The sequence below is a fragment of the Solibacillus sp. FSL W7-1472 genome (assembly GCF_037969775.1).
Classification (GTDB): domain Bacteria; phylum Bacillota; class Bacilli; order Bacillales_A; family Planococcaceae; genus Solibacillus; species Solibacillus silvestris.
On the sequence record NZ_CP150208.1, the window covers coordinates 402,729 to 429,119 of the forward strand.

Here is a 26,391-nt window from a genome sequence, read left to right on the forward strand (position 1 = left end):
ATATTAAGATTTGCCCTTTACACTAAAGTTAAGTGAAAAGGAGTGAGCGATGATGATTAAAGTAAAGAACTTACAACATACATTTTCTATCGGTAAACGCGGAAAGGAAAGACAGGTTCCGGTACTTAAAGATGTATCATTTGATGTGGAAAAGGGGGAAATCGTAGCGGTCGTCGGGAAAAGCGGATCAGGTAAATCTACACTGCTTCAGATTTTGGCGGGTTTTATGAAACCGGAACACGGTTCAATTGTAGTAAATGCACAGGAAATTGCAGGATTTAATGAGATTCAGAGTGCAAAATTTCGTTTGGAAAACTTCGGCTTCATCTTTCAAAACTTTCAGCTGATGCCGAGTTTGACGGCATTTGAGAACATTGAATTGCCACTAAAGCTGCAAGGGATGAACGTTTCAGAACGTAGAAAACGAGTTGAAGTAATTATGAAAAAGGTTGGTTTAACTGAAGTGACCGACCATTACCCGAACGAGCTATCGGGCGGGCAGCAACAGCGGGTAAGTATTGCCCGTGCTCTTGTGACGAACGCGCCGATTTTGTTGGCGGATGAACCGACAGGAAGCCTTGATTCAGAGACAGAGCAAGATATTTTAATGCTCATCCAGCAGCTGAACCGCGAATTGGATTTGACATTTATTATTATTACGCATGATGAGGAAGTGGCAATGATTGCGGACAAGCGCTTTCGTATGCATGACGGTCAATTGGTGAAAGAAGGTGAACATAATGCTATTTAAAGATCAGGTGGATTTTGTGATGCAGCATATTAGAAAAAATAAGCTGCGTGTTTTTATGACAGTATTGGCCGCAACAATGGGCTGTGCGTTTTTAATTGTGCTAGCCTCGATTGGATTTGGATTACAAGATTCGATTGAAGATGAAATTCTATCAAGTGAGACGGTGACACAAATAGAAGTGCTCGGTAGTCAAGCGCTGTTTACAGCAGAGGAAGTAGCGGATATACAAGCGGTGGAAAATGTGCAGACAGTGTTAAAAACTACGAGTGTGGATGCTAATGTAGAGGGCTATATGGGAGACCGCGATACATTTACATCATTGCGTCTAGTGGACTTTACTGATTATGCATCGATAGCAAAACCGTTAGCGGAAGGGAAATATCCGGAAAACGAGAATGAGATTGTTGTTGGATATCATTTTGGACAAACTTTATTAAATGAAGCAGACCGCAAATTAATTGAGGAAAAATCAAAGGCAGCAGAAGCAGAAGGTACTTATTACGACGGTGCTGATGAAGGGTACAAGGAATCGCTGATCGGTAAGGAAGTGGAAATTGCTTTAAGTACAAATGAACAACCGGATGTACTGTCGGAACGTATGACGTATAAAATTGTCGGTGTTATGCCAAAGCCGGCATATGAATGGGCAGTCGAAAACCGAATTTATATGATGGACGAGCAACGTGAAGCGATTGAAAACACTTATAACCAAGTAGTTGCAGAAGAAGAGGGAGCAAGCGATTTTCAACTGTTTTCAGAGCGTTTTGATATTTATGCGGAAAGCTTGGAGTATGTGAAGCCGATTTTAGAAGAGTTACGTGAAAAAGGCTACGGCGTATATTCAGTTACAGAACAGCTAGACGAGTTGAATGTCTTTTTCCTAGTATTAAAAGCAGGGCTCGTTTTCGTTGGAACAATTGCTGTGCTGATCGCATCGATCGGTATCTTTAATACGATGACAATGGCGGTTACGGAACGTACACGTGAGATTGGGGTATTAAAAGCAATTGGTGCAAGTCCGAAACTGATTCAACGACTATTTCTAATGGAGAGTACCTTTATTGGAGTCATTGGAACAGTTCTGGCCATTGCAATTTCTTATGTTGTAAGCTTTGCAGCGAATGCACTATTGCCGCTCATTTTAAAAGCAGCAACAGGTGAAGATGGCTTCAATAATGTACAGTTTTCAGCTATTCCATGGCAGCTTGTAGTCATTGCTGGAGCAATCAGTATCGGAGTAGCGATGATTTCCGGATTACGCCCGGCACGTAAAGCAACGAAAATTGAAGTAATGCAGGCGTTAAGACAGGAATTGTAAAATGGAAATGCATGTTTTTGGAAATAATTTTAATTAGTTCAAAATGGAAAATAATTAAATGAAGTTAAGGACCAAACATATTTTTATATGGTTTGGTCCTTTTTAACCTTCAATGAGAAATTGGATATTTATATTATTTACCTTCATTTTTAGATATTACAGAAAATTTTATCTTTAAAAGTCTTCAAATTTCTTCTTTGCTTTCTGTTTTAATTTAAAACCAAACCGACCTGTATGCTCATCGTTTTTAACCAATAATTGATATGCGGAAAGAATTGTAAGACCACGAACCGATATATATAGACCAACAGCTATTAAAAAAACAAAAACCGGATAATAAGGAACCAAAATTCCCATCTGTAATTTGTTCTCTAACGCAAAAGCTAAGAATCCCACCGCCAGTAAACAAGCACCAATCACCATTATTCCGGAATTTTTCCTTTTAAAGCCCTCATATCTCCCTGATAGTTCTTTGAAATAATTGGAATCAAATAATAAAACTTCTTTTTTGAGAATGGAATATTGCCCTTGATCAAAACCTAATGTCGCAAAAGAAATGATCCCTAATGTCCCAATGGCAATAATCAAGAGAACCCCTAGCATTGAATTTGTCCCCATAATTAAGTAAGGTTCAAATGCCAATGCAAAAAGTCCAAATCCCAACGCAATATGTTTAGCGGTTTTTTGTGTGCTTAATAAAAAACCTTCTGCCATCTCTTTGCTTACATAATAACCTGCTTCATTTCCTTCATTGTTTTCAACAGAATCTTTCAATAAGTAATCAATCGATACTTCAAAGAGATTTCCAATTATTAAGATCTTTTCTGTCTCGGGAAATCCTTGCCCATTTTCCCATTTGCTAATTGCCTGTCTTGAGGTATTTAATTTTTCAGCTAAAGTTTCTTGAGAATATCCTTTTTCCTTTCTTAGCTTAAATAGTTTTTCACCAAATTCCATTTATTTCAACTCCATTCATTTTGTTAGTTATAATGTATAAAAACATGGTCGCTCTTTCTATCACGTGGTGAATGCAAATTGTCAACTTGAGGTTGCATTGTTGTTATAACGGGCTTTTAAAGCCTTTTCTCTACATATCTTTAGAAAGCGTTTTACAACAAAAGATGATTAATTAATGATCCTTTCATTTTTCATAACAGGGCATATTGAGGAATGAATTTAAAGTAAAATGGATATTTTTGTTATAAAAAATTAGAACAAATTAATGATTTCTCTTTGAATTAACAGAGCAGAGCATTTATACACTTTTTAGCAAGAGCGCAAATTAATGTTTTTAATTAAGTGCTAAATCAGGTGCAAATAAATTAACCAGTCATGATAATAAAACCTCTAATAGTGACAACTAATAAACTTAGTATTAAGAGTGAAGATAAAAGTACTGTAATTGTTTTTAAACGCCCCTTAACACTAAATATTGCAGTGAAAAATGAAACGATTAACATTGATATTAGTATCAATATATCCCAAGAATCAGGTAATGGATGTAATGCTTGTGGGATAATAAAACCAAAAACAATAAATGCGATGATCATCAACAATGAAATCATACTTAAATATTTTCTCAACTATTCATCACCCCTTCGTAATGTATAATTCTACCATATTGTTTAGGTGCTATTTCTACAAATATTCATAAAACCTTTTAAAGGTTTTTATCTCCATCAACAGAACTAAGAGTTGTAGTAAAAGGATTCCATTTTACTGGGGATAGGATGGAATTATTCCGTTAAGTAAAAAGAGATTACAACCTGAAATCTTTTTATTTTCACAGACCCAAATAATTATCCATTGCTCAAAAATTAAAATCAGGAGGTTAAAGGATTAAAAATAGATTGACTACTAATATAAATTAAAGGGGAATTATAACTTCAACAATCGGGCTGGATTGTTAAATAGTATTCTATTTAAACTATGGTAAATTAACTATAGAGCAGGTGACATTAAATTTAACAGGACTACATAAGAGGAGATAGTTATGATTGTTTATACTGTACAAAAACTAACAACCTATAAATTAATGCGAGAACAGGGATACTTAACAGGAAATTTTAAATACGCTATGTTCCCAGAAGCCTATAAGTGGATGATGGATCAAATGGAAAAGCGGCTTCCTAATTATAAAAGTGAGGTACCGCCAATCTGGGTATGGGAACGAAGGGTTAATCGCAATGAACAGGGACTTTTTAAAAAGGGAACAAAAGGAGTCATTTTAAAGTTAGATATCCCGAAAGAGAACATTCTTTGGTCTCCGTTTGAAGAGTGGCATTCTATATTAAATGAAGGTCCAATTACTTTTGATGAATTAGAATATAATGAGTTTGATAAACGTGGATACTTATTACATGAGATAAAAGAAACATGGGAGAGGTTATTTGATATGGATTGGCTTGAGAGTCGTCCTAAAGAATGGGCAGGCAATTTTGATGATGAGTGGATGCAGGGTGTTACTCCAAAAATTACAATGAATCAGATTGTCAAAGTGGAACGATTTATAGCTAAGTAATAGGTTCTTTATATTGATACTTATTGATTTCACGGAGTGGGGGATTGTTAAGTATAGTAAGAACAAAGTAAAAGCGGCCCTCCCCAAATTGAGGAGGGCCGCTTTAATGCTTACATCTAATTCACTTAATCGTATAAAGATAAATTAAAAGATGTATGAAGCTTACGAAGCTCTACGCATAGATTTCATAATAAAGCTTACAACGAACACAAGTATAATGGCACCTATGATAGCAGGGAAGATATAGAAATCAGAAACTTTAGGTCCCCAACTTCCTAGAAGCATACCGCCAATCCATGCACCAATAATACCTGCAATAATATTACCAATAATTCCACCTGGGATATCTTTACCCAAAATGACTCCTGCAAGCCAACCGATAACTCCACCAATTATTAAAAACCAAAGAAAACTCATACTGTCCATCTCCTATTTCTTATTTTAATTATTTCGCGATAGTGGTTTATAACCTTTATTAGCTTTCTTCAAACATTTCAGAGGAAAAAATTTTCGAAAATTTTAAAGGAGCTAGCGTTTGTACCAATAAACAGTTGAGAAATGTCTAGCTTTGCAAAAGGGTTTCCAACAAGCGCAGCTGCTGCTCCAGCTGAAAATAGCCTGCTCCGCCTGGATTTACTTTTATATGGTTTGGCATCAAGTAAATTAACTGCTGCCGGTGAAAAATTGGGCTTACTTACAGTACATGAAGTGTTTGCGGACCGTACATATCAGGCGGATGGTACATTAACAACCCGCACTATGCCAAATGCACTCATTACTGATGAATCAAAAGCGATTACACAAATATCGAAATGGTGAAAGAGGGGACAGTGACCTCTGTCCAGCAAACGAAAGTAGCGCTCCAGGCACATAGTATTTGTGTGCATGGAGACGGAGCGCATGCAGTGCAATTCGCAAAACACGTACGTCAGGAATTTTAACAGCAGGGGGTAACGGTTTAGGCATTTCGTTCATTTAAGTGAGGACTTGCTTGTTCAAATGTTGGATTGAGGAATATTAGGTGAAATGTGAGGATTATCTTGATGGAAATGAGGGTTAATTGCCCTCAAGTGAGGATTAAATGCGGGCATCTGAGGATTTTCCCAAAATAGTGAGGATTAACGCAAAGAAGAGTGGCGAATATAAACCACCACTCTTCTTAAAATTCACTTTCAATTAATGATATGGCAAAATTTCAGAAACCGATAAAAACTCATAGCCTTCCTTTTGTAAGTAGGCAAGGACTGGCTCCAGTCCATCTGCTGTCGATTGGTGGATGTCATGCATTAACACAATCGCGTTATTATGCAATGCTTCTTTTACCATCGGGAACAACTTTTCAGAATCTCGATATTTCCAGTCAAGAGTATCAATCGTCCAGTTGACAGATTTACATGGGATTGCGTTACGAACATCATCGTTAATGGCACCGTAAGGAGGACGGAATACTGTAGAATTTTCACCGATCGCATGAATAATTGCTTCCTCTGTGGAATTGTACTCCTTTTCAATATCAGTAATAGACATTTTCGTTAAAACGGGATGTGTCCACGTATGATTGCCGATTTCATGACCGCTATCACGCACTTGCCGTACTAAGCCAGGATAATATTGTGCTCGGCTGCCAAGCATAAAGAACGTTGCTTTTGCATTGTACTTTTCCAGAAGCGCTAAAATCTGTTTTGTTACTTCCGGGTGTGGACCATCATCAAATGTAAGGGCGATCCGTTTCTGAGATGAGCCCTTATCACTTTTAGGAATAATCGTATTTTCGGATTGCATTGCTATCTGGAAATCAGATGCTAAAAGCGGGTTGATGAATGATAAAGGAATTTCAACTACTGGTATACCTGCTTCCGGTTTTGTCACTTCCCCTTCATTAAAATAAATGAATAGAGAGTCATTTTTCAATGCAAAATGTTTAAATAAACGCCATTTCGGCTCTGTAGCGAATGCAAGCTCCTTTTCTAATACATACTCTTTGTAAGCCGGATTTTTAAGCATTTCCGATTGGATGTGTGCTGCAAATGTTTTTAGACTTTCTAAATCCTTATTTAATAGGGCGCGAATATCAATCAGCCCGCCTGTTTCATAATCAATTAAAAATGTTTCAACCGTTGTTTGCTTCTCGTCGGCATTTAAAATCATATTATTCGTTAAAACAAAGGAGTAATAATGATCGTGCTCGAATGTTTCAACAGTAATCGTCAGATCGCCTGTTAACTTCTTAGTTTCTTGCTGCAGGCGCATCATGTTTATGTAATATTGTTTTGATCGTTCTATATAAGTCGTAATCTCTTTATTAAAAGCTTCATATTCCGTTAATGGATATTGTACGGTATAAGGCATTTTTTTGTTGTCTGAACGATCTGTGACAATTTTTATTCCCGGGAATTTTGATGCTTCCTCCGTAATGGTATGCTCTTTAGCGGATGTTTTGTCACTGTGCAGAAAAATCGGATCTTCGCTTAAAAAAGTTAAAAAAACGATAATGGCACCTAAAAAACCGATAGCACCAATAAGAGTTAAATCAATCCAAGGACCACGCCGTTTTCTGTAAGGGTTTGTCATGATGCATCGGGTTCCTTTCTAAATGGGGTAATCTATATCATATTGACCAAAACGATGGACATTGTAAATATTAAGGAAATACGCTGTTCTGTCAGCATAAATTGCATGAAAAAAGACTGTTATTTTCCGAGTGCTTCAAGTAATATGAGCTAAGAAGTGGAAGGGGGTCCCTTAAATGAATGCTGAAAATACTGAACTGGCGCTTGACTGCTTTTTGCTTGCAGGTCGTATTATGATTGAAAGCGGTGCTGAAACATATCGAGTGGAAGACACGATGCTACGAATGGCCCGTTCTCAAAATATGATGAATGCACAAAGCTATGTTACGCCAACAGGTATTATTTTCTCTCTAGGTAAAACACAGCCAACTCAAATTACATCGATTCCAACACGAATTACGGATTTACACCGAATTGTGCTTGTAAACAATGTTTCACGTAAGCTTACATCTCAAATGATAACACTAGAGCAGGCGTATGACGAGTTAAAGAAGATCGAAAAAACAAATTATTTCCTCCCTATTTCCATTCAAGTTTTGGCTGCATGTTTAGCAAGCAGTGCTTTTTTATTGCTCTTTAAAGGAACATTATCGGATATCCCAGCTGCCTTTGTTGCAGGGGGCGTCGGTTTATATATTGTGACGATTCTTCATAATATGACCCGCGTGAAATTTTTCTCCGAGTTTTTAGCATCGGTAGGGGTAGGTGTTATTGCATCCCTCGCAGTGCATTTTAATGTCGGTACGGAAATCGACAAGATTATAATCGGATCGGTCATGCCTCTTGTGCCTGGTCTGCTCATTACGAATGCAGTCCGTGATTTAATGGCAGGACATTTCACTGCAGGAATGGCAAAGGGTGCCGAAGCCTTTTTAACAGCTTTTGCGATTGGTTCAGGTGTTGCACTTGTGCTTTCTCTCTAGTTAGTGAATCAATTTCGGAGTGCGATCATTCCAAGGTATGATCGAATGGAAGGAGCGTTCGTTGGTGGAGCATGTTTTAGCTCAAATCGTTATCAGTTTTATAGCGACCGCCTGTTTTGGTGTCATTTTTAATGCCCCGATCAAAACGATCCCGGCATGTGGCTTCGTCGGTGCTGTAGGCTGGGCAGTATATTATGTTCTGTTTGAAGGCGGACTGGATGATGTTCGAGCATCCTTTGTTGGGGCATTTGTCGTCTCATTAGTAGCATATTTCTTTGCACGCAAGTTTAGGATGCCGATGATCATATTTAGTGTGTCTGGTATTATTCCGCTTGTCCCTGGTGGCATTGCATACAGCACGATGCGAAATGTGATGGAGCTCGACTATATTGCAGGTTTGGAAAATGGAATGCGTGCATTTATGATTTCCGGAGCGATTGCGATGGGACTTGTATTTGCTGAGGTAATAATGCAGATCATTTTGCGTTTAATGAGAAAAGGAAGGACTTCGATTCAATCCTTTACTAAAATAAAAAAGAAAAGCTCGTAAAGCACTGATCGTCAGTTGCCTTACGAGCTTTTTGATTACAGTAATAACGAAGAAATTTCTTCTGTAGAGCTTGGTTTGCTTACAAAGTAACCTTGGATGAAATCACAGCCGATGCTTGTCAGGAATTGCATTTGTTCTGCTGTTTCCACACCTTCAGCAACGACCGTCAGATTCATTGATTTTCCTAGTTGTACCATACCGTTTACGAGCTGCTGGTTTTTTTTCGATTTCAGCGAGTGGATAAATGTCTGGTCGATTTTTAAAATGGAAATAGGTAAAAGCTGCATGTAACGGAATGAGCCATAACCTGTTCCAAAGTCATCAAGCACAAAGACGATGCCTTCTTTTTCAAGTGCACGCATTTGCTTAATAATTCCTGTTTCGGCCTCAGCTTCCAATGCAAACTTTTCGGTAATTTCGATTTGCAGTAAATTTGCCGGACAGCCAGTACGTTCAAGTGTTTCCAAAATTGACTTGGCCATATTTTTATCACGGAATTCGCGTACAGAAGAGTTGATGCTCACTTTAATTGCATGGCCCGCATTCTTCCATAGGACCGCCTGTTCACATGCTTTTTCCAGCATAAACGAACCGATATTATTTATTAGACCTGTCTCTTCCGCGATAGGGATCAGTTCATCAGGTGATACTGCGCCGATTTCCTCATCATCCCAACGCACTAATGCCTCAACAGCTGTAATATTACCACTTTTTAAATCAACTTGAGGCTGGTATAGAACATGAAGATTTTTCTGATCTAATGCAAGCAGTAATCGCTTTTCAACAATCGATCTGCGGTTTAATGCAGCATGTGAAGATTTTGATAAAGAGACGATGCTGTCACCGCCCGCACTGCGTACAGAAGCTATCGTAGCCAATGATGCCTTCATTAATTGAGAGAAAGTCATTTGATCTTCCGGGAAGCGTGTAATCCCGCCGCTTAATGATAGGGGAACTGCCACATTTCCGCTGTAGATTGGATTTTGCTGTAAATAATTCAGGAAACCTTGTGTAAACCATTCTGGCAATGGTGTAATTACGACAAATTCACTTTCATTAATACGAGCCATCGTACTATCTTGGAAATACATTTTCATGCGTTTCGTAAATTCTACGATAAGGGAATTTCCGGCTACGCCATCATGCAAATCCTTAATTGTGTAAAACTTATCAATACTTAAGTAAACAAATGAAAAATGCCGGTCTTCTTCAATCATTTCCCCGATAATTTGTTCCAGACGATGAACATTCATCATTCCTGTTTCTGTATCAATATATGCGATTTTCTCCAGCTGAAACTGAATTTTTTTCTCTTTTGTAATATTTCGCTCAATCAGCAAATACTCGTTCTTTTCAGATGTTTGGCCCATCATTGGAATGGCCGTTAAATGTACCCAGTAAAGTTGCTCATCTTTTGTCAATTGCTCGACTTCACCTTGCCAAACTTGTCCGTTTTGCAATGTTTTCCAAATTTCTAAAACAACTTTTTCTGATTCGGGATTTTGCGGGAACAATTGCCACAATGTTTTACCGATGACCCGTTTTGGTGTCCAGTGGCTTGCTGTTAAAAATTGCTGATTTGTTTGAGTGATAAAGCCGTCCTGGTCAAGTGTAACAGTCATAAATGATTGGTGGATCCCATTTTTAAGATCCACTAAATGTTGCTGTTCTTCATCCATTAAACGAACTTCTTCATTTGGAATACAAAGAACAGAAATCGCTTGTTCATTTAAGAAAACTGTCGGCTTCGTATAAAGGGTACATATTTTGGAAGATTGTCCTTTTAATGAAAGAGGGATGTTGTGCAAACATAACGCTACCGAACCGGTTAAAATGGTTTCAATGACATCGTCACCTACTTCTGAAAAAAGCGTGTCGTGTATGGACTTACCTATTAGTTCTTTTGTCTCTTTTGATATATAGTCCAAATGACTGATATTTTCATGGACGAGTGTGCCATTAGGTGAGAGTACAAAAGAAGGGAAAGGGGTATCTAGTAGTGGCTCAGTACTAGTAGAATAGATTTGTTCTTTTGTCATAAGTTAAGTCTCCTTAATTAATTAATTCATATTGCAATTATAATTAAATAACATAGTTTAGTCATTTAAGATGAATTTTTATTTGTAAAAATTAATCGTGCATAGGATTATTATACCTTATTATTGGGTAATAAGTAGTTAAATTTATGCATCTTTACTAGAATAATTGTATCATGAAGTTTTTTTGTTTTTAATGAAAAGAATATTTGTGAAAAGATAAATTTGAAGGGATTCATGCGTGAGTATTGCGTTACTTCGATAGCTTTACTAAAATAAAGAAATTATAGTAGTTAGAATTGGAGTAGAAAGAATGAATTTATCGGCAATAACAGTGTCGTTTCCGTTAGATGAAGAAACATATGAAGAATTACAGAAATTATGTAAAACAGCGGCCGTCTGTGATGGCGTAGTATTAAATCAAGTAATGAATTTACCGATAGCGAAAAGCTATGAAATACGGGGATTTTATGTTCTTGTATATGATGATGAAAAGAATTTATTGGTCGGAGCAGGTACTGCTGTCGATATGATGGGATTAAATACGTATGAATGGTCAATGCTCGTTGCACCAATGTACCGTCACCTTGGAATTGGAACGGCAATTTTGAATGTGCTGAAAGATGGCATGGCGATGCGTGAAAGTGAAGGAGAACTTGCATTAATCATGGAAGGTTCTCATTACGGCAAAGAATTTCTTCAAAAGAATGGGTATTTATACAGCTTTTCTGAAGCGACATTGGAAGCCCGTGCAGAAGTTCTTCAAAAAGAGGGAGCTGTTACCTTACGCCCATTTATGCAAAAGGATACCGAAGCACTTGTCACGATTTTCAGTGATGCGTTTGGCGATATGCGTGAGGAGTCATTGGAATTAATCGAATTTAATACAACGACTGAAGGCCTAGTCATGTGGACAGCCGAAATTGATGGTGAAGTTGTGGGAACAGTGACGACTCGTAAAGAAGGCGAAGTACAATGGATTACGGCATTTGCTGTTTCCCCTAAAAGACAGCGCCATGGAATCGGTACACAAATTTTAAACTTCGTGAAAGATTATGCGCTTCGGTCAGGTGACAAGACAATTTTACTCGATGTGGAAGTCGAAAATATGGCAGCCCTTCATGTATATGAAAAAGCCGGTTTTATGAAGTCATCCCAGCTTGATTACTATATTTATATTGGATTGTAAGCCAGTAGATTTAAGTGCTTACGAAGCAAACGTTCATGATTATATGAACATTTGAACGGTTATGGTTAGTTCATTCCTAAAAGTAAAGCATCAATCGCAATTTATGGCATGCGATTGATGCTTTTAAGTTAATAACCCACTCCCAATCACTTCATTAAAAAAGCCTCTTTCGAAGGGCCAATCAAATAAAGCTCGTGCATGGCGCGGGTTAAGGCTACATATAGCAGTTTCCGGTCAAGAGGGTTGTCATCATACGGTGTGTCAAATGATGTAAGAATGACCGCATCAAACTCTAACCCTTTTGCCAAGTGACTTGGGATGACGAGAAGTTTTTGCTGATCAATTGCTGAATTCTCATCAAGTAACTGAGCCGGAACATCGGAGTTTTCAAGCTGTCCGATTAACTGAACGGCTTCATGTGTTGTCTTACAAATAAGCGCAATGGATTGATGCTGATTGTCGCGGATTTTTACAAGCACGTCTTGAATAATAGCGGGATCAAACCCTTCCGCGACAATAAATTCAGGCTCTTTTCCATGACGGACAACAGGTTCAACTAGAGGTAAATCCTCATCCATCTGCATCAGGATTTCATTGGCAACATCCATAATTCCAATTGTTGTTCGGTAGCTTTTTTGAAGTGTTGCATACGTTGCGCGCGGGAAAAGAGAAAGTACAGGCTGCCACTCTGTCAGGGACCGGTAGCTATGAATTCCTTGAGCGAGATCGCCAACCATTGTAAACATATCCGTTTCAAGGCCGGCTTTTAAGGCAGCAAGCTGAAAATAGCTGTAATCCTGTACTTCATCGATAAACACGACGCGCATTTTCCACTTATCATCAATACCTTTGATCTTTGCCTGCAAAAAGTAAAGGGCAGCCAAATCTTCCAGCACCCACCGTTCTTTCTGGTGAGCCTTTATAAAATGAGCAACATCTTCCAAGGGCCATTCTGGAGCCACTTCACCCAATAATTCACGGTTCGTCAAAAGCTCTCGGTACAGCTGCTTCACTTTCACTTTTTGGAACTTTTTCATATAGACTGTTGCAACGGATTTTGCTTCCTGCTTAATTTTTGGAACGCGGGCATCCCTTTCATCGATTAGCTTTGTCACTGTACGACGACGTTTCTCTGCATCACGCATCCCATTTAGCGCACGACCGATTGCATCTTCATAGCGCGTATTCAATGTAGCGAGCACTGCTGCGGTTTTCCGCTTTACCTCTGTTTGAATCACCTTTTTAATACGTTCAAGCCGTTTTTCCACAGGCATATAATGAAATTCTACCAAAAACAGCTTTCGTAAATGTTCGCCTTTCATAATGCGGTATTTTTCAATGAATACATCTTCAAACAATGCTGCAAGCTGCTGTTCATAGTGCTCGATATAGCGGTTCATTATGAGCTCGTAAAATGGACTGCCTTTTGTTTTCGAAATCATGGCATACTCTTGCTGTACGGAAGGGTTTGCGATGAGCTGCTCGAGTTGTTCATTCGGATTTTGAAGTTTTAATTTTAGGTTCAGTGCATCAAGCACATATTGCGCATATGTTGTCTGGCAAATTTTATCGACGCCAAGCTCCGGTAATACATCGGCAATATAATCGATAAATAACCGGTTCGGTGCGAGAATCATTAACTGTTCGGGATTGAAATGCTCGCCCATCGTATAAAGGAAATACGAAATCCGGTGGAGGGCAATTGTTGTTTTACCTGAACCTGCCGCACCTTGTACAAGAATCGGCTGGCGTAGATGTGCACGAATAATTTCATTTTGTTCTTTTTGGATAGTGGAGACGATTTCCGTTAACCGGACATCGGCTTTTCCTTCGAGCGCTTCCTGGAGGAGCTCATCATTTGTTGTTAAATCGACATCACGGTAATTGATCAGCTCGCCATTTTCAATTTTATATTGGCGCTTGGCAAACAAATGACCGGAATGTGTTTCATCCCGGACATCGTATGTAATATCGCCAAGCCGGCCATCGTAGTAGACGTTTGCGACAGGGGAGCGCCAATCAACAATGATTGGTTCATGTGTTTCGCTGTGGAAAAGCGAGGTTTTTCCGATATAAAGAAATTCCTCATCTTCGTTTTCACGCTGAAAATGGATTCGTGCAAAATACGGTTTTTGACGTATCGCTTCCAACCCTTCTTTTTGATTACGGGCAAGCTCGAAAAAACGGGTATTCATTAAAATGTTCAGGAAGCTGTCACTGGAATCCAAATATTCCACATTGGCCATCGCAGTACGAATATTTTCCTGTGCCGTCTCAATATCTCTTTTTGAGCTATTTAATATCCGGTCCATATAATGGATCGTTTCGTGCAGGCGCTGTTGTTCCTGTTTAAAATCTTGAGCTGTCATTAAATTTCCCCCTCACGCGTTACCACTTTGCAACATGTTCTTCAATGCAGCCAAGCATTTGCTGGATATGCAGTGTTTTGCCATCATCAAGCTGAATAAATCCATCATAATAACCGACCATTTGGTGGACAGAGGAAACGATGAGTTTAGCATTCGTTTCTGCTACACGTTCAAAAAATGGTGTGAAAGTTAAGTTGACGCGTCCGCTGAATTTCGTTTTGATCGTCCACGGATGCATGAAATTGGTACGATCATAGTGAAACAGAACATCTTCATGAATTTTCGTCATATGCCCGTCGATAAAAATGGCATTTTCGGTCATGCCTGTTCCATCCGTCCATTTACCGCCAAAGTTCAAACCAATCCGCTGACCACGAACTCTCTGTGATGCCATGCCCCAATTCCATGTTGCTTCACGAGGCCAAACACCGCGGCCATAATCGAGTACAGCAAAGCTTTCTTCCGGTGTAAACGTAAAGGTGCGGTTCCCGATTTTTACAGAACCCGAAGTTGGTAACGTGTGATGTTTCGCCGTAAATTGGAATGTACGGCGATTCCATGGAATGACCACATTGAGGGAGTCATCGCCTTTCGGATGTGCAATTGTGAGCTCTGCATGCAAAGGGTCACCATCAAAATCAGGCGCGGTCACTGTTAAATGGGTCTCGCGATTGAAGTATGTAAGTTGGATGGACATTTCCGTATTTTTATATTGAATTGTTTCCAGCACTTGCGTCGGCATTTTTACTTTTGCCCCAAGTGGAATTAAAATTGTTTTTTCAAAGTAACGTTGTGTCTCGTATTCGAGGAAATAAACAAAGCATACAGCCGCATAATCCATATGACTGATTGTCGCGGAAAATAAAATTTCCTCACCATATACACACCAGTAATTCCATTTTTTCTTGCGCATAAAATGCCCTGACAAATTACTGTCGATAATAGGTCTACGTGCAAAACCGATTGCTTCCGGATTTAAATTCCCTTTTTTATCGCAAAGGGTTATAGGAAGAAAAATTTCCCTTTCTGCATGTTGTGTCATCATAATTCCCCCTAACCGTTTCATAATTTCAATAAAATAATTGTATCAAAGATTTACAAAAACAGGGGATTTTTGCTCTACATTCACAACACTTTCATAATTAGAAAGTACTCGACATACGCTGTGAAAAAAGGAGAAGATTGTTGCCTACTTATAATCGGATGGCTGCTGTGGCTTATGCAAATAGATGGTGGAACAGCTTTAATCCTGAATATCCGGTATTTCGGGATGACTGTACGAACTTTATTTCCCAATGTTTACGTGCTGGAGGTGCTCCAATGCGGGGGGCACCGAATCGTGGGCAAGGCTGGTGGATGATCGGACAACCGGAGCGCTGGAGTTATAGCTGGTCTGTTGCACACTCCCTTCGCTGGTATTTGGAAACGTCCACGCAAGGCTTACGCGCGACAAGGGTAAGCTCTGCAAGTGAACTGCAGCTTGGGGATGTCATTTTTTATGATTTTACCGGGGATGGTCGGATAGATCATAGTACAATTGTGACGCGAATTGAGCAGGGGGTCCCGTATGTAAATGCACATACATCCAACAGCAGCGACCGCATCTATACGTATGAAGACTCCACCGCCTATACTCCGAACATGCAGTACTACTATTACCATATTGAAGATGAGTTTTGAATGTCTTTATGGGAAGAGAGTGTGGTGAAATAAGCAGAGTTTTTTCCGCTTGTTTAATATGTTGCTTAACCGAATTGTGGTAACCTGCCTTATAATGAACCTTTTTAATAGAATTCCCTCAATGTAATATGTTAAATAGAGATCATTCATGCTAATGTAAGAGTAGTAATTGAAGGAGGATTTGGCGATGACTTTATCAGTAAGAGACGCAGTATTGCAACGTCGTTCGATTAAACTGTTTAACGGACAGCAGGTTGACAAAAAGGCAGTAATGGAAATTTTGGATGATGCAAAATGGGCACCGAATCACGGCAACCGTCAGCCGTGGCGCATTGTAGTAGGTGCAGAGGAGCAGTTACCAAAAGTACATGAACTGCTTCGAGATCTTGCAGTTCCGAAATGGCAGGAGCTTTCAGAAGATGCGCTTGCTATACAAATGAAAAAATTCACATTGGCCGGTGCGTACGCTTTTGTGCTAGTAACAGAAGATGTTCGTCAAAAAGAACGATTGGAAGACTATGCGGCAGCCGCTTGCTATTTACAAAATGTGCAACTTCTGGCATGGGAAAAAGGGATCGGCACGTGCTGGAAAACACCGGGCTTCTTAGACAATCCGAAATTCCGTGAAGCATTAAATGCACAGCCACATGAGCGTGTCATTTCGATGTTCCAGTTCGGTTATTACGATAATGTGCCAAATGTAAGAACACGAAAAGACCTTTCTGAATTCGTAACGGAGTTTGGCCAATAATGGATTGAATGCATGAGGAAGCGGTGACTTCCTCATGCATTTTTTTTGGAAACCTACTCAAATACTTAAATATTATATTTATGCAACAATATTTACTTATACTTAATTGGGAATCGAGATCGTTACATTATAAAATTGAATGTTGTATATAAAAATAATAGATGAGAAATTCATTCGGGGATACGGAGAGATTTCACCAAAGGAGATACTATGCAATTTAAAAGTTTAAAAACCCGGCTAATGATAATCTTGTTGTTAGTTGGAATTATTCCTGTGTTTACTACGGTTACGTACAATTATTTTGCAACATCAAACAGCTTCGAAGACATTCAATTTGATAAGCAAAATGAAATAGAACAAGGTGTTTCACAATACTTTGAGAAAACCGCAGCCGACTTGCAATATTTAGCAGAGCTGTACGCCAAAGATCCGGAAATTCAGCAATTGCTCATGAATACTGATCGTGCTGCTGTTCAATCTGCTGGCGAAGCACTGTTTAATAAATTAAATGCGCAACATAAACTGGCCGTCATGGAAATTGGCGATGAAAAAGGCAAAGTATATTTAAGAGGTCATAACCCTACAAAATTCGGTGATGACAAGTCCGATATTCCGGCAATTCAAGGCGCACTTGAAGGAAATGCTTACAGCGGATTTGAATATGGTTCAAGCGGATTGGCTGTACGAGCATTTGCCCCGATTGAGGTGAATGAGCAAATTGTCGGGACATTGCAAATAGGCCTTGGCAATGAGTTTATTGCAGAAGTACAAAATTTATTCCCGGGTATGTCACTTCAACTTCTTAATGGAGAGGGCGAAATTGTTGAATCATCCGAACAAGCAAATATTGGCGCCAAGCTAAACGGTCAGGCAGTTTCGGATGTTCTTGCCGGAAAATCAAGTCATTATAAAAATGATGGCGACCATATAATAGAAAGCTTTTTACCAATGGAAGACCCGGCTGCAGTTTCGGTAATCGGCGGCATTCATCTCATACAAAATATAGAAAAAACGCAATCCGCAATGGCCAGCATGATCAACATTAGTGTCGCAATTTTAATCATCACAATCATTCTTGCTGTCCTTGTTGCATTTTTCTTTAGTCGCTCAATAACAAAGCCAATCATTCATACCTCACAACTGATGCATGTACTAAGTAGAGGCGATTTGACGCAGCGTATGGATAATCATAATCGTCACGATGAAATTGGCCGGTTAATGACGGATATGAAAGTGATGCAAGAACAGTTGCATGGGACAATTTCGGAAGTTTCTTTTGCATCAAGTAGTGTCAAAGCGCAAAGTACAATGCTTGCTCAATCGACAAATGAAGTATCTACTGGAGCACTGGCGATTGCCGAAACGATGGAGGCACTGTCGCGCGGGATTGAGACTCAAACGAATGAAATCACCGAAGTATATGAAGCGGTAACAGATTTTTCTCAAACATTGAAGGAAACAACCGAGCAAGGAACAAAGCTTGAAACGCTATCGTATAACGTTCTTTCCCTTTCATCGGAAGGTACAAAAATGATGGAAACTTCAAATGGACAGATGGAACAAATTCATGAAATAATGCAGACGGCTATTGAAAAAATGGGGGATTTAGGACAACGTGTTGGACAGATTTCATCATTTGTGAAAATTATTGAAGATGTCGCAAACCAGACGAATCTGCTTGCATTAAATGCGTCAATCGAGGCAGCTCGTGCCGGTGAACATGGTAAAGGGTTTGCCGTTGTTGCCGAAGAAGTGCGTAAACTTGCCGAGCAGGTAGCCAAATCGGTAACGGAAATTACAACGATTGTCGGTACAGTTCAGTACGGAACGAAAGAATTGAGCAATTCATTACAGCAAGGCTTTACGACAGTTGAAGCAGGTTCATCGCAGCTTGCAGATACGGCCGAAACGTTCAGGAAAATCGAACACTCTGTACTTCAAATGGATCAGTTTATGAAGCAAGTGCTTGTTCAGCTACAAGCGATGAACAAGGAAGGGCAGAATATCAATGATTCCATGCAGGAAATTTCAGCGATTACAGAAGAAACTACAGCTAGCGTAGAAGAAACAACGGCTACAATTGTTCAAACAAGTGCCACTATGGGAAATGTTGCGTCAACGACAGAGCAACTCGCTGAACTGGCCGAGAAGTTGGATGCTATCTTGAAAGAATATAAAGTGTAAATTTTAAAAAGCAAAAGGAGTTGCCGTTTCGTGCTGGCAGCTCCTTTAATTATTCTCTTCCGAATAATTTGGAAGATTTGATGGTAACGTAGTATACAATTCTTCTAAGAAAGGGTGAGATATAAATGAAAAAAGTATTATTTCTGCTCGGGCTTCTATTATTGGCAGGGTGTTCGGAAGAAATAGTCGCGTATGAAGGAATGCCGTTAAAAATTGCCGTTTTAGGGGAGTTCAACGACAGTTACAATACAAATATAGATATTGTAGAAATTACATTTGAAACACTTGAAGAAGCGGTTACGAATCCGGCTTTGGAATATGATGCACTTTTTATTACGCCTACTGTTTTTGAACAAGCTTCCCAGGATGAATATATTAAGATATATAAGGATGCACTGATTCCAATCATCTATTATGGTGCAGCGAAAGGGCATTTTGCTTTTACGAAAGAAAACATAACTTACGATACACTGCACTTTCAAAATCTGATAAATGGTTCACATTCAACGCTTTATTTACATAATGAAATACTAGTAGGAGAGGAATTGTCAGAAATCAAATGTGATGTCGACGTATTCAATTTTTACTTAAACGGAGAACGTTATGATATTATGCTGAAAGAAATTTATGAAAAAATTGAAACGCTAACTTGAATTGATTGGGGTAAAAATCCTTTATGCCATTTTTGAAAAGGTTTTGTATGAGGGAGATGGGGAAAAGGTACTTACGAATAATTTAATGGAGGGATGCAAATGTTTTTTGATGAGCCGAAACAGAAGATTGATGTTGCCTATACGAAACAGGAATTGCTAGAAAAACTCCAGGAATTACGTAGACCGGACAATGAATTGGAAGGTACACATATTTACGTTTTAACAAAAGATGTGGACGAATTTCACTCCATCGCACGCGATCAGCAAGTGTCACTTATTACAACAAATGGTGTCCGTAGTATAGTGAAAACAGCATTGACGAGGGAATCGCCAATTGAAGAAAAAATTCGCCGCCTCGGTTTACCGGAAAACAAGCAGCTTGAATACGAAAAAATAATTGAAGAAGGCGGGAAACTGCTCATAACAGGTACCGACCCATTTGATGAAGAAGATTGGACAGGCCATACACTCGATGACTGGATTACAAACCGCTCCAATCCATCGAACCTCATTCGCAAAGATGTAATGGATGAACGCCCTGTACCATTTGAGCCTGAGAAAAAGTATGAAGCGCTACCGAATACAAGTGTTGCAGGAGACTTTGGACGCAGCAATGATGTGGATGATCCGGATATTATTCCGTTAAAAGACGATCAGCGCATTGTTCGCGACCCGAATACAAAAGAAATTGGAATTTATCAGGCACCGCATGAAAAGGAAAATTAAAATGGAGAGTCAGACTGTTCTTTAGGGCGGTTTGGCTTTTTTATTTGGGGTGGGGTGGAATTTATTAGAACAATTGAAAGGGTTATTAGAAAATGTGGGAGCGTTATTAGAAAGTCCGGGGGAATTATTAGAAAATCGATGGTGTTTTTGTCAGCGTAGACTGTATTTTTGCTCGGATCAGGTGTTAGGAAAGGCGGGAGCGGATTTTATTAGAAAAGTTGAGGAGGTTATTAGAAGAACGGAGGGGGATATTAGATAATGAGCCGAGGATATTAGAACAAAGGACGGACATTTTAGAACATCTGGTCTTCCGTCAATATTTCGGACAAACGTTAAGAGACTTTTTTTGCTACCGCCCTTCGGTTGCTCTGCTTTTCATCCCTCCATGCCCAGACCTGGGCATGGAGGGATGAAAACCCTGTAAGAGAACTTTATGAGACATTTTGACAAACTGACTCCTGTTGATTTCTCTCAAATTGGTTTGGTGATAAATAACCGATTGTTGAATGACGTCGTCGTTCATTGTAAAAGTTTACGATATATGACTCCACGCTCTTTCGTGCTTCTTTTTTGGATTCGAAACGGTGACGATAGATCCATTCTTTTTTGATTGTGGCGTGGAAGGATTCAATACACGCATTGTCATAGGGATCTCCTTTACGACTCATGCTAATTTTAATCCCATGTTCTTTTAAAGTGCTTGTATAGCTTGTGGCACAATATTGTGCGCCTCGATCTGAATGATGAACTAATCCCTTCTCGGGTTTTCGAACTGCTAAAGCATGCTTCAAGGCTTGATCTACTAATGTTTCTTCCATATGATCTGCGATGGCCCAGCCGACGATTTTACGAGAATATAAATCCATGATTGACGCAAGATACACCCACCCCTCCAGTGTTCGGATATAAGTTATATCTGCGACCCATACTTTATTTTTCTCTTTTACTTGAAATTGACGTTTGACTAGATTCGGATAAATAAATTGATGGTGATTGGAATCCGTTGTTCGTTGAACAGTTCTCGGGATTATGGCACTTAACCCAAGGTTTCGCATCATATTCGCAATTTTCTTTTGCGAACAGACATAACCTAAACTCGCTAAGTCTTGCGCAATTCGAGGGCTACCGTATGTACCAAAACTCCTCGCATACGATCGATGAATCTGATGGGCAATTTCTGTATCACGTACTTCTTTTTCCGATAAGGGCTGTATCTGTTTTTTACGCCAATCATAATAACCGCTTTTTGAAACCATCAATACTTTACACATCATCGCAATGCCAAAGTCGTTTTTATGCTTTTCAATGAATGCATAAATCACTCGGGGTTTTTCGCGAAGATGTGCATAGCCTTTTTTAGAATTTCATTCTCTTCTTCCAAATCACGTAACTTCTTATCAAACGCTGCCTGCAACTTATCTACTTCGCTAGAAGTAAAGTATCGTGTGACATCCTGATTTTTCGATTCACGATAATCTTTAATCCATTTATGGATCGTTGAAGACCCAATTTCAAACTTAAATGCCAGATCTGAAACTTTTGCGCCATCTTCTAAAACAGACTTTAAAATGTATTCTTTTGTTTGTGCGTCTAATCGCTTACGAGTTTGTTTTTCTTTCATCGGTTCCACGTCCTTTTTTAGATATCTTAATCTTAAAGTGTCTCTTAAGACGTGTCCATTTTTTATACTAACCTCACATCCCGGGAATATATTAGAAAACCGGCAGTTTATTAGAACAAATCAAAATATATTAGAACAAATCAGGATTTATTAGAAAACTGCCGCTTAAACCGCCAACCCGCAAATAGAAAAACAGATTTTTAGAGGGAATCCAGTCTTTTTGTAGAATATTTTGTATGGATGTGAAAGGGGATAAAGACATGGACAAAGTAGTAGCTTCTGTACAACAGGCGATTCAGGCAATAGACGATGGAGCTGTATTATTAGTGGGGGGCTTCGGGTTATGCGGAATTCCGGAAAATCTAATTCAGGCGGTAAAAGATAAAGGAACAAAAAATCTGACGGTTGTCAGCAATAACTGCGGTGTCGATGATTTCGGGCTCGGCATTCTGTTACAAGACAAGCAGATTACGAAAATCATTGCTTCTTATGTAGGGGAAAATAAAACATTTGAACAACAATTTTTAAATGGTGAGCTTGAAGTGGAATTAACTCCACAAGGCACATTGGCGGAACGCATTCGTGCTGGTGGTGCAGGCATACCAGGATTTTACACGGCAACAGGTGTTGGTACGCCAATCGCAGAGGGGAAAGAGACGAAGGAATTCGACGGCAAAACATACTTGTTAGAACGCGCGATTACAGGAGATTTTGCGCTTGTAAAAGCATGGAAGGCGGATCGCTCCGGAAATCTTGTGTTTCGTAAAACATCGCGCAACTTTAATCCGCTTTGTGCGACAGCGGGTAAAGTGACGATTGTCGAAGTCGAGCAACTTGTCGAAACAGGCGAACTGGATCCGGACGAAATCCATCTGCCGGGCATTTATGTGCAGCATATTGTCCATAGCGAGTCATTTGAAAAGCGCATTGAACGCCGTACTGTAAGGGAGGAAGCATAATGGATGCACGCATGAAAATTATCCGACGCGCAGTGAAGGAAATACAGGACGGAACATATGTAAATTTAGGCATCGGCATGCCAACTTTGATCGCAAATGAAATCCCGGAGCATTATAATGTGATGCTGCAGTCGGAAAACGGACTGCTCGGAATAGGGCCATACCCGACTGAAATAGAAGTCGATGCCGACCTGATCAATGCCGGGAAGGAAACGGTCACAGCAAAAGTGGGCGCGACATTTTTTGATAGCGCGGAAAGCTTTGCGATGATTCGTGGCGGACATATTGATTTGGCTATTCTCGGCGGAATGGAAGTGTCGGAAGCAGGAGACTTGGCTAACTGGATGATTCCAGGAAAGGTAGTAAAAGGGATGGGCGGAGCGATGGACTTAGTTGTCGGCGCGAAAAAGGTCATCGTCATTATGGAACATACGAACAAATACGGTGAGTCGAAAGTAAAACGTGAATGCTCATTGCCATTGACAGGAAAAAGCGTTGTTCACCAGTTAATTACTGATCTGGCAGTATTTAATTTTCAAGATGGCAAGATGCAGCTAGTGGAGCTTCAGGATGGTGTGACTTTAGAGGAAGTGGAAGAAAAAACAGAGGCTATGTTTGAAGTGAAACTGTAAAATCATGCGCAAAAAGCAGCTCAGCTTTTTGCGCATTTTTAATTTCCATACAACAGGGTTTAGTGACTTTTACTCTATAAAAACTTGAAAAGAACAGCGAAATAGTGAGTAAAATAATATACACCATTATTGGTAAATTAAAACAAATGCTCTATGTTTGATGCAATTAAATTGATAGATTCCCTCTATATACGATTATTGAATTGGTGGATATTCTTATAGTATGAATTATTATTTTAATAATTTTGAAAATTAAAGTAATGGAGGGGTCTTATGAAAAAGAAAGCGTTAGCACTATCCTTAACTGGTATTTTGGCACTGGGAGCTGTTACACCAGCTTCATTAACTGCCTATGCTGTAGGTGAAGGACCGAACTATGGTGGAAATGAATCGATTCAAACGTCAATCCTATATACGTACGATGAAATGGTTAATTATCTTAAAAAGCAAGATGCGAAACAAGATGCTATGCAACTTGAGGTGATTGGTCAAACGGTAAAAAAACGAGATATTTACATGGCAAAATATATTAAAAATCCAAATAACCCGACAATCCTATTTTTGACACAACAGCACGGTAATGAACAATTAACTACAGAAGGTGCATTAGAATTTATCAAGCATCTTGGCACAGGTAAAACAAAGGGTGTTCTTGATAAGGTCAATATTCTTATTGTGCCAATGTTAAATGCAGATGGTGCAATGGGAGATGTCGACTTTTCTCTTGATGATTATATCGCTGACGGAGGCCGAAATCTAACTCGATACAATGCGGTAGGGGCAGACTTAAATCGTGATCATGTTGATAAAGTGCATCCGGAAACTCAGGCTCTTCATAAAAATGTCTTACAAAAGTATGATATTGACTACATGATTGACCTGCATCACCAAGGTACTCAGGCAAGACGAGACGGGAAATTAGTGTCAGGATCTATGCTTTATCCTACGAATGATAAAGTGAAGCCGGAAGTATTAGAAAAATCGAAAAAATTAGGAGCTGTTGTATTTAATGCTGTTGATTCTACGGGATGGGGACATTTAGCTAAATATAATGGCGGTAATGGTGAGAATATCGGCCGTAATGGTGCCGCAGTTCAATATGATATTGCTACACTGCTATTTGAAATGCGCGGAATGTCCGATCACTTTAATGAATCGGCAGTTATCGGTCAAAAAAGTAATGGTTACTTAATCAAACAAACGATTACAACACTTGATGCTGCGGTTCAAGCAATAGCAGATCGTTCAATTGAAAATGCAGATATCAGTTTCTGGGACACATTGGATACTCAAAGATAACGGGAAAATGAGTCCAAAAGCCGTAACCGCTTTTACGGTACTTGTATCCTTATGAACTGAAAAAGGAGCAAGAGAGTCTTGTTATGGACATCTTTTGCTCCTTTTCTCTATTCACTGTTAATCTGCGTTGTTCATTAATTTAGCATCTAGTGATAATGGAGACCGATCTGCGAACATGAAATAAATGCCTAGAGCTACGTAAACAACCTCTAATTCATATCCAGCGTAAGTACCGTCACCAAATAATCCAAGTGATAATTTAGCTGTGAAGATTGCACCAATCATAATCACTGAAAATACAGCGCCGATTACACGAGTACCAAGTCCAAGAATTAATAATAAACCACCGACTAATTCAACAATTGCCACTACAAATGCAAGACCACTCATTAAACCAAGTGATTCGAAGTAACCTGCTGTATTCTCGATGCCTCCTTGAAACTTAACAAATCCATGGTAAAAGAACATAAAACCAACCACCACTCGTACAAATAATGATACCCATTGTTGTCTTGTCATAAAAAAATCCCCCTGATAACTTTTTGTAAATTACTTATTAAAAGTAAGTGTAAAGGTGTAAAATAAAGCGATCTACAATAATGTAGGTCACACCTAATTGATTACTTTTCGTAACTTAGTGTAATAAAGTAATCTAATTGTTTCAATGATATCAGCGTAACTAAAAGAAAAATAGGTATTTTCGACCGAAGATAGCGGTTAAGGACGAAATTCTGAGATATTGTTTAGATTTGTAAGGGGGGCAATGATATGTGTAAAGGGTTAGTTATAAAAATTTATTTACCGACCCCCTAAAAAAGTAAATGCTATCCGAATAACTGGTATGTCCACAATTGGGGCAAAAAAATATTGAGGTGATTGACAATGCAAAAATGGAAACAAACAAGTGTAGCATTACTTATTGCAGGGTTAGCGGTAACTGGGACAAGCTATGCGTTAGCTGATGAAAAAGAGAATGAAGCTATTGAAATGACTCAACAAGAAAATGAATTGACTTCGGATTTAGTGAAAGAGCCAATTGAAACTGTTCAATTGCCAGTTGTTGAAAAGGTTGAAACAGACAAAGCAACAGAAGAAAAGGCAACAGATGAAAAAGTAACTGAAGATAAAGCGACAGAAGATAAGGAAGTAGAAGAAAATGTGCTTCCAGAAGCTCCGGAAGGGTATACAGCTGGAAATCTGGATGCGCTTGGAAAAGCCTATGAAAAGGTTCAAAATCCAACTGCTAAAGCAGCAATTAAACGGAATATGGAACGTTCCATTGAAAAATGGGAGAATAAACAGTCAGAAACTAATGAACAGCCAAAAGTGGAAGCTCCTGAACAACCGGAAACAATAGTTCCTGAGCAAACAGAGGTAAAACAAGAAACAGTGAAGCAAGAAGTGCCGTCAAAACAAGAACAGCCTGCTAAAGTGAAACAGGAGAAAGCTGAAAAAACTGAAAAGGCTCCTGCTCCTCAAGCACAATTAAATGCACAACAAAGAGAACAAAGACAAGAGCTGAGAGCAACTCAAAAAGCAGAGCGTGAAGCTTTAAAAGAAGAAAGTAAAGCGAATAAAGAATAATAAAAGAACTGGAAAAATGAAAAGAAAAGCAGATTTTTAATATAAAATTACTTTTCAATTTAAGTTATACCCATT

At 39.1% G+C, this 26,391-nt stretch carries 25 protein-coding genes and 1 pseudogene; 16 read left to right on the forward strand and 10 right to left on the reverse strand.

Annotated elements, in window-relative coordinates; translation table 11 throughout:
* Positions 1 to 52: 52 nt before the first annotated feature.
* Positions 53 to 751, forward strand: coding sequence for an ABC transporter ATP-binding protein (locus MKY07_RS01975; RefSeq protein ID WP_065217462.1), 699 nt, complete (start codon positions 53 to 55; stop codon positions 749 to 751).
* Complete coding sequence (locus tag MKY07_RS01980) at positions 741 to 2,069, forward strand: FtsX-like permease family protein (RefSeq protein WP_014824853.1); 1,329 nt, start codon at positions 741 to 743, stop codon at positions 2,067 to 2,069. Before MKY07_RS01975 ends, MKY07_RS01980 begins: the two co-directional genes overlap by 11 nt.
* A gap of 174 nt (positions 2,070 to 2,243) precedes the next feature.
* Here the strand turns inward: MKY07_RS01980 and MKY07_RS01985 are convergent, their stop codons facing one another.
* Together MKY07_RS01985 and MKY07_RS01990 are read right to left on the reverse strand one after the other, a co-directional pair.
* Complete coding sequence (locus MKY07_RS01985; RefSeq protein ID WP_339263638.1) at positions 2,244 to 3,026, reverse strand: helix-turn-helix transcriptional regulator; 783 nt, start codon at positions 3,024 to 3,026, stop codon at positions 2,244 to 2,246.
* 365 nt (positions 3,027 to 3,391) lie between these two features.
* The gene (locus MKY07_RS01990; protein WP_082990900.1) at positions 3,392 to 3,652 is read right to left on the reverse strand and encodes a histidine kinase; all 261 of its coding nucleotides are present in this window, start codon (positions 3,650 to 3,652) and stop codon (positions 3,392 to 3,394) included.
* A gap of 410 nt (positions 3,653 to 4,062) precedes the next feature.
* Between MKY07_RS01990 and MKY07_RS01995 the strand changes: the two genes are divergently transcribed.
* Positions 4,063 to 4,590, forward strand: a complete 528-nt coding sequence (locus MKY07_RS01995) for a DUF3841 domain-containing protein (protein ID WP_014824850.1) — start codon at positions 4,063 to 4,065, stop codon at positions 4,588 to 4,590.
* Positions 4,591 to 4,752: 162 nt separating this feature from the next.
* Here the strand turns inward: MKY07_RS01995 and MKY07_RS02000 are convergent, their stop codons facing one another.
* Complete coding sequence (locus MKY07_RS02000; RefSeq protein ID WP_008406295.1) at positions 4,753 to 5,007, reverse strand: GlsB/YeaQ/YmgE family stress response membrane protein; 255 nt, start codon at positions 5,005 to 5,007, stop codon at positions 4,753 to 4,755.
* 141 nt (positions 5,008 to 5,148) lie between these two features.
* On the opposite strand from MKY07_RS02000, the pseudogene MKY07_RS02005 reads away from it, so the two are divergent.
* Positions 5,149 to 5,531: pseudogene (locus MKY07_RS02005) on the forward strand (LamB/YcsF family protein).
* 235 nt (positions 5,532 to 5,766) lie between these two features.
* Here MKY07_RS02005 and MKY07_RS02010 read toward each other — a convergent pair.
* A complete protein-coding gene (locus MKY07_RS02010) occupies positions 5,767 to 7,161 on the reverse strand; it encodes a polysaccharide deacetylase family protein (RefSeq protein ID WP_339263640.1) in 1,395 nt (464 codons plus the stop codon).
* 175 nt (positions 7,162 to 7,336) lie between these two features.
* On the opposite strand from MKY07_RS02010, the gene MKY07_RS02015 reads away from it, so the two are divergent.
* Positions 7,337 to 8,083: a threonine/serine exporter family protein gene (locus MKY07_RS02015; RefSeq protein ID WP_008406301.1), complete on the forward strand. Its 747-nt coding sequence runs from the start codon at positions 7,337 to 7,339 to the stop codon at positions 8,081 to 8,083.
* A gap of 64 nt (positions 8,084 to 8,147) precedes the next feature.
* Positions 8,148 to 8,633 (forward strand): threonine/serine exporter family protein, encoded by a 486-nt coding sequence (locus MKY07_RS02020; protein WP_008406303.1) that lies wholly within the window; start codon positions 8,148 to 8,150, stop codon positions 8,631 to 8,633.
* 35 nt (positions 8,634 to 8,668) lie between these two features.
* Here the strand turns inward: MKY07_RS02020 and MKY07_RS02025 are convergent, their stop codons facing one another.
* Positions 8,669 to 10,672 carry an EAL domain-containing protein gene (locus MKY07_RS02025; RefSeq protein WP_339263641.1) on the reverse strand — a complete coding sequence of 668 codons (2,004 nt, stop codon included), beginning with the start codon at positions 10,670 to 10,672 and terminating at the stop codon, positions 8,669 to 8,671.
* Positions 10,673 to 10,982: 310 nt separating this feature from the next.
* On the opposite strand from MKY07_RS02025, the gene MKY07_RS02030 reads away from it, so the two are divergent.
* Positions 10,983 to 11,858 carry a GNAT family N-acetyltransferase gene (locus MKY07_RS02030; protein ID WP_339263642.1) on the forward strand — a complete coding sequence of 292 codons (876 nt, stop codon included), beginning with the start codon at positions 10,983 to 10,985 and terminating at the stop codon, positions 11,856 to 11,858.
* A 146-nt stretch (positions 11,859 to 12,004) separates the two neighbouring features.
* Here the strand turns inward: MKY07_RS02030 and helD are convergent, their stop codons facing one another.
* Positions 12,005 to 14,227, reverse strand: coding sequence for an RNA polymerase recycling motor HelD (gene helD / locus MKY07_RS02035; RefSeq protein WP_339263643.1), 2,223 nt, complete (start codon positions 14,225 to 14,227; stop codon positions 12,005 to 12,007).
* A 19-nt stretch (positions 14,228 to 14,246) separates the two neighbouring features.
* Entirely contained in the window at positions 14,247 to 15,269 is a 1,023-nt protein-coding gene (locus tag MKY07_RS02040) for a DUF2804 domain-containing protein (protein ID WP_008406312.1), read from the reverse strand.
* A gap of 140 nt (positions 15,270 to 15,409) precedes the next feature.
* On the opposite strand from MKY07_RS02040, the gene MKY07_RS02045 reads away from it, so the two are divergent.
* The 5 genes from MKY07_RS02045 to MKY07_RS02065 all read left to right on the forward strand — a co-directional run bounded on the left by MKY07_RS02045 (position 15,410) and on the right by MKY07_RS02065 (position 20,221).
* Positions 15,410 to 15,907, forward strand: coding sequence for an amidase domain-containing protein (locus MKY07_RS02045; RefSeq protein ID WP_339263644.1), 498 nt, complete (start codon positions 15,410 to 15,412; stop codon positions 15,905 to 15,907).
* A 187-nt stretch (positions 15,908 to 16,094) separates the two neighbouring features.
* Complete coding sequence (locus MKY07_RS02050) at positions 16,095 to 16,658, forward strand: nitroreductase (protein WP_014824839.1); 564 nt, start codon at positions 16,095 to 16,097, stop codon at positions 16,656 to 16,658.
* Between the two features lie 210 nt (positions 16,659 to 16,868).
* Positions 16,869 to 18,842, forward strand: a complete 1,974-nt coding sequence (locus tag MKY07_RS02055) for a methyl-accepting chemotaxis protein (RefSeq protein ID WP_339263645.1) — start codon at positions 16,869 to 16,871, stop codon at positions 18,840 to 18,842.
* Between the two features lie 125 nt (positions 18,843 to 18,967).
* On the forward strand, positions 18,968 to 19,495 hold the full coding sequence (locus tag MKY07_RS02060; RefSeq protein WP_339263646.1) for a hypothetical protein: 528 nt from the start codon (positions 18,968 to 18,970) through the stop codon (positions 19,493 to 19,495).
* A gap of 99 nt (positions 19,496 to 19,594) precedes the next feature.
* Positions 19,595 to 20,221, forward strand: a complete 627-nt coding sequence (locus tag MKY07_RS02065; RefSeq protein ID WP_339263647.1) for a general stress protein — start codon at positions 19,595 to 19,597, stop codon at positions 20,219 to 20,221.
* Positions 20,222 to 20,652: 431 nt separating this feature from the next.
* On the opposite strand, the gene MKY07_RS02070 is transcribed toward MKY07_RS02065, so the two are convergent.
* Positions 20,653 to 21,543 carry an IS3 family transposase gene (locus tag MKY07_RS02070; RefSeq protein WP_339263328.1) on the reverse strand — a complete coding sequence of 297 codons (891 nt, stop codon included), beginning with the start codon at positions 21,541 to 21,543 and terminating at the stop codon, positions 20,653 to 20,655.
* Positions 21,540 to 21,842: a transposase gene (locus MKY07_RS02075; RefSeq protein ID WP_014822792.1), complete on the reverse strand. Its 303-nt coding sequence runs from the start codon at positions 21,840 to 21,842 to the stop codon at positions 21,540 to 21,542. The genes MKY07_RS02070 and MKY07_RS02075 overlap by 4 nt, the downstream gene beginning before the upstream one ends.
* Positions 21,843 to 22,102: 260 nt before the next feature.
* Here MKY07_RS02075 and MKY07_RS02080 point away from each other — a divergent pair, with 260 nt between their 5' ends.
* The 3 genes from MKY07_RS02080 (at position 22,103) to MKY07_RS02090 (ending at position 24,732) form a co-directional block, all read left to right on the forward strand.
* The gene (locus MKY07_RS02080) at positions 22,103 to 22,801 is read left to right on the forward strand and encodes a CoA transferase subunit A (RefSeq protein ID WP_008406321.1); all 699 of its coding nucleotides are present in this window, start codon (positions 22,103 to 22,105) and stop codon (positions 22,799 to 22,801) included.
* Positions 22,798 to 23,433 carry a 3-oxoacid CoA-transferase subunit B gene (locus MKY07_RS02085; RefSeq protein ID WP_339264614.1) on the forward strand — a complete coding sequence of 212 codons (636 nt, stop codon included), beginning with the start codon at positions 22,798 to 22,800 and terminating at the stop codon, positions 23,431 to 23,433. The genes MKY07_RS02080 and MKY07_RS02085 overlap by 4 nt, the downstream gene beginning before the upstream one ends.
* Before the next feature lie 273 nt (positions 23,434 to 23,706).
* Positions 23,707 to 24,732: a M14 family zinc carboxypeptidase gene (locus tag MKY07_RS02090; RefSeq protein ID WP_339263648.1), complete on the forward strand. Its 1,026-nt coding sequence runs from the start codon at positions 23,707 to 23,709 to the stop codon at positions 24,730 to 24,732.
* Between the two features lie 117 nt (positions 24,733 to 24,849).
* Here the strand turns inward: MKY07_RS02090 and MKY07_RS02095 are convergent, their stop codons facing one another.
* Complete coding sequence (locus tag MKY07_RS02095; RefSeq protein WP_339263649.1) at positions 24,850 to 25,251, reverse strand: DoxX family protein; 402 nt, start codon at positions 25,249 to 25,251, stop codon at positions 24,850 to 24,852.
* Between the two features lie 363 nt (positions 25,252 to 25,614).
* Here MKY07_RS02095 and MKY07_RS02100 point away from each other — a divergent pair, with 363 nt between their 5' ends.
* Positions 25,615 to 26,316, forward strand: a complete 702-nt coding sequence (locus MKY07_RS02100) for a hypothetical protein (protein WP_339263650.1) — start codon at positions 25,615 to 25,617, stop codon at positions 26,314 to 26,316.
* The last annotated feature ends 75 nt before the right edge of the window (positions 26,317 to 26,391 follow it).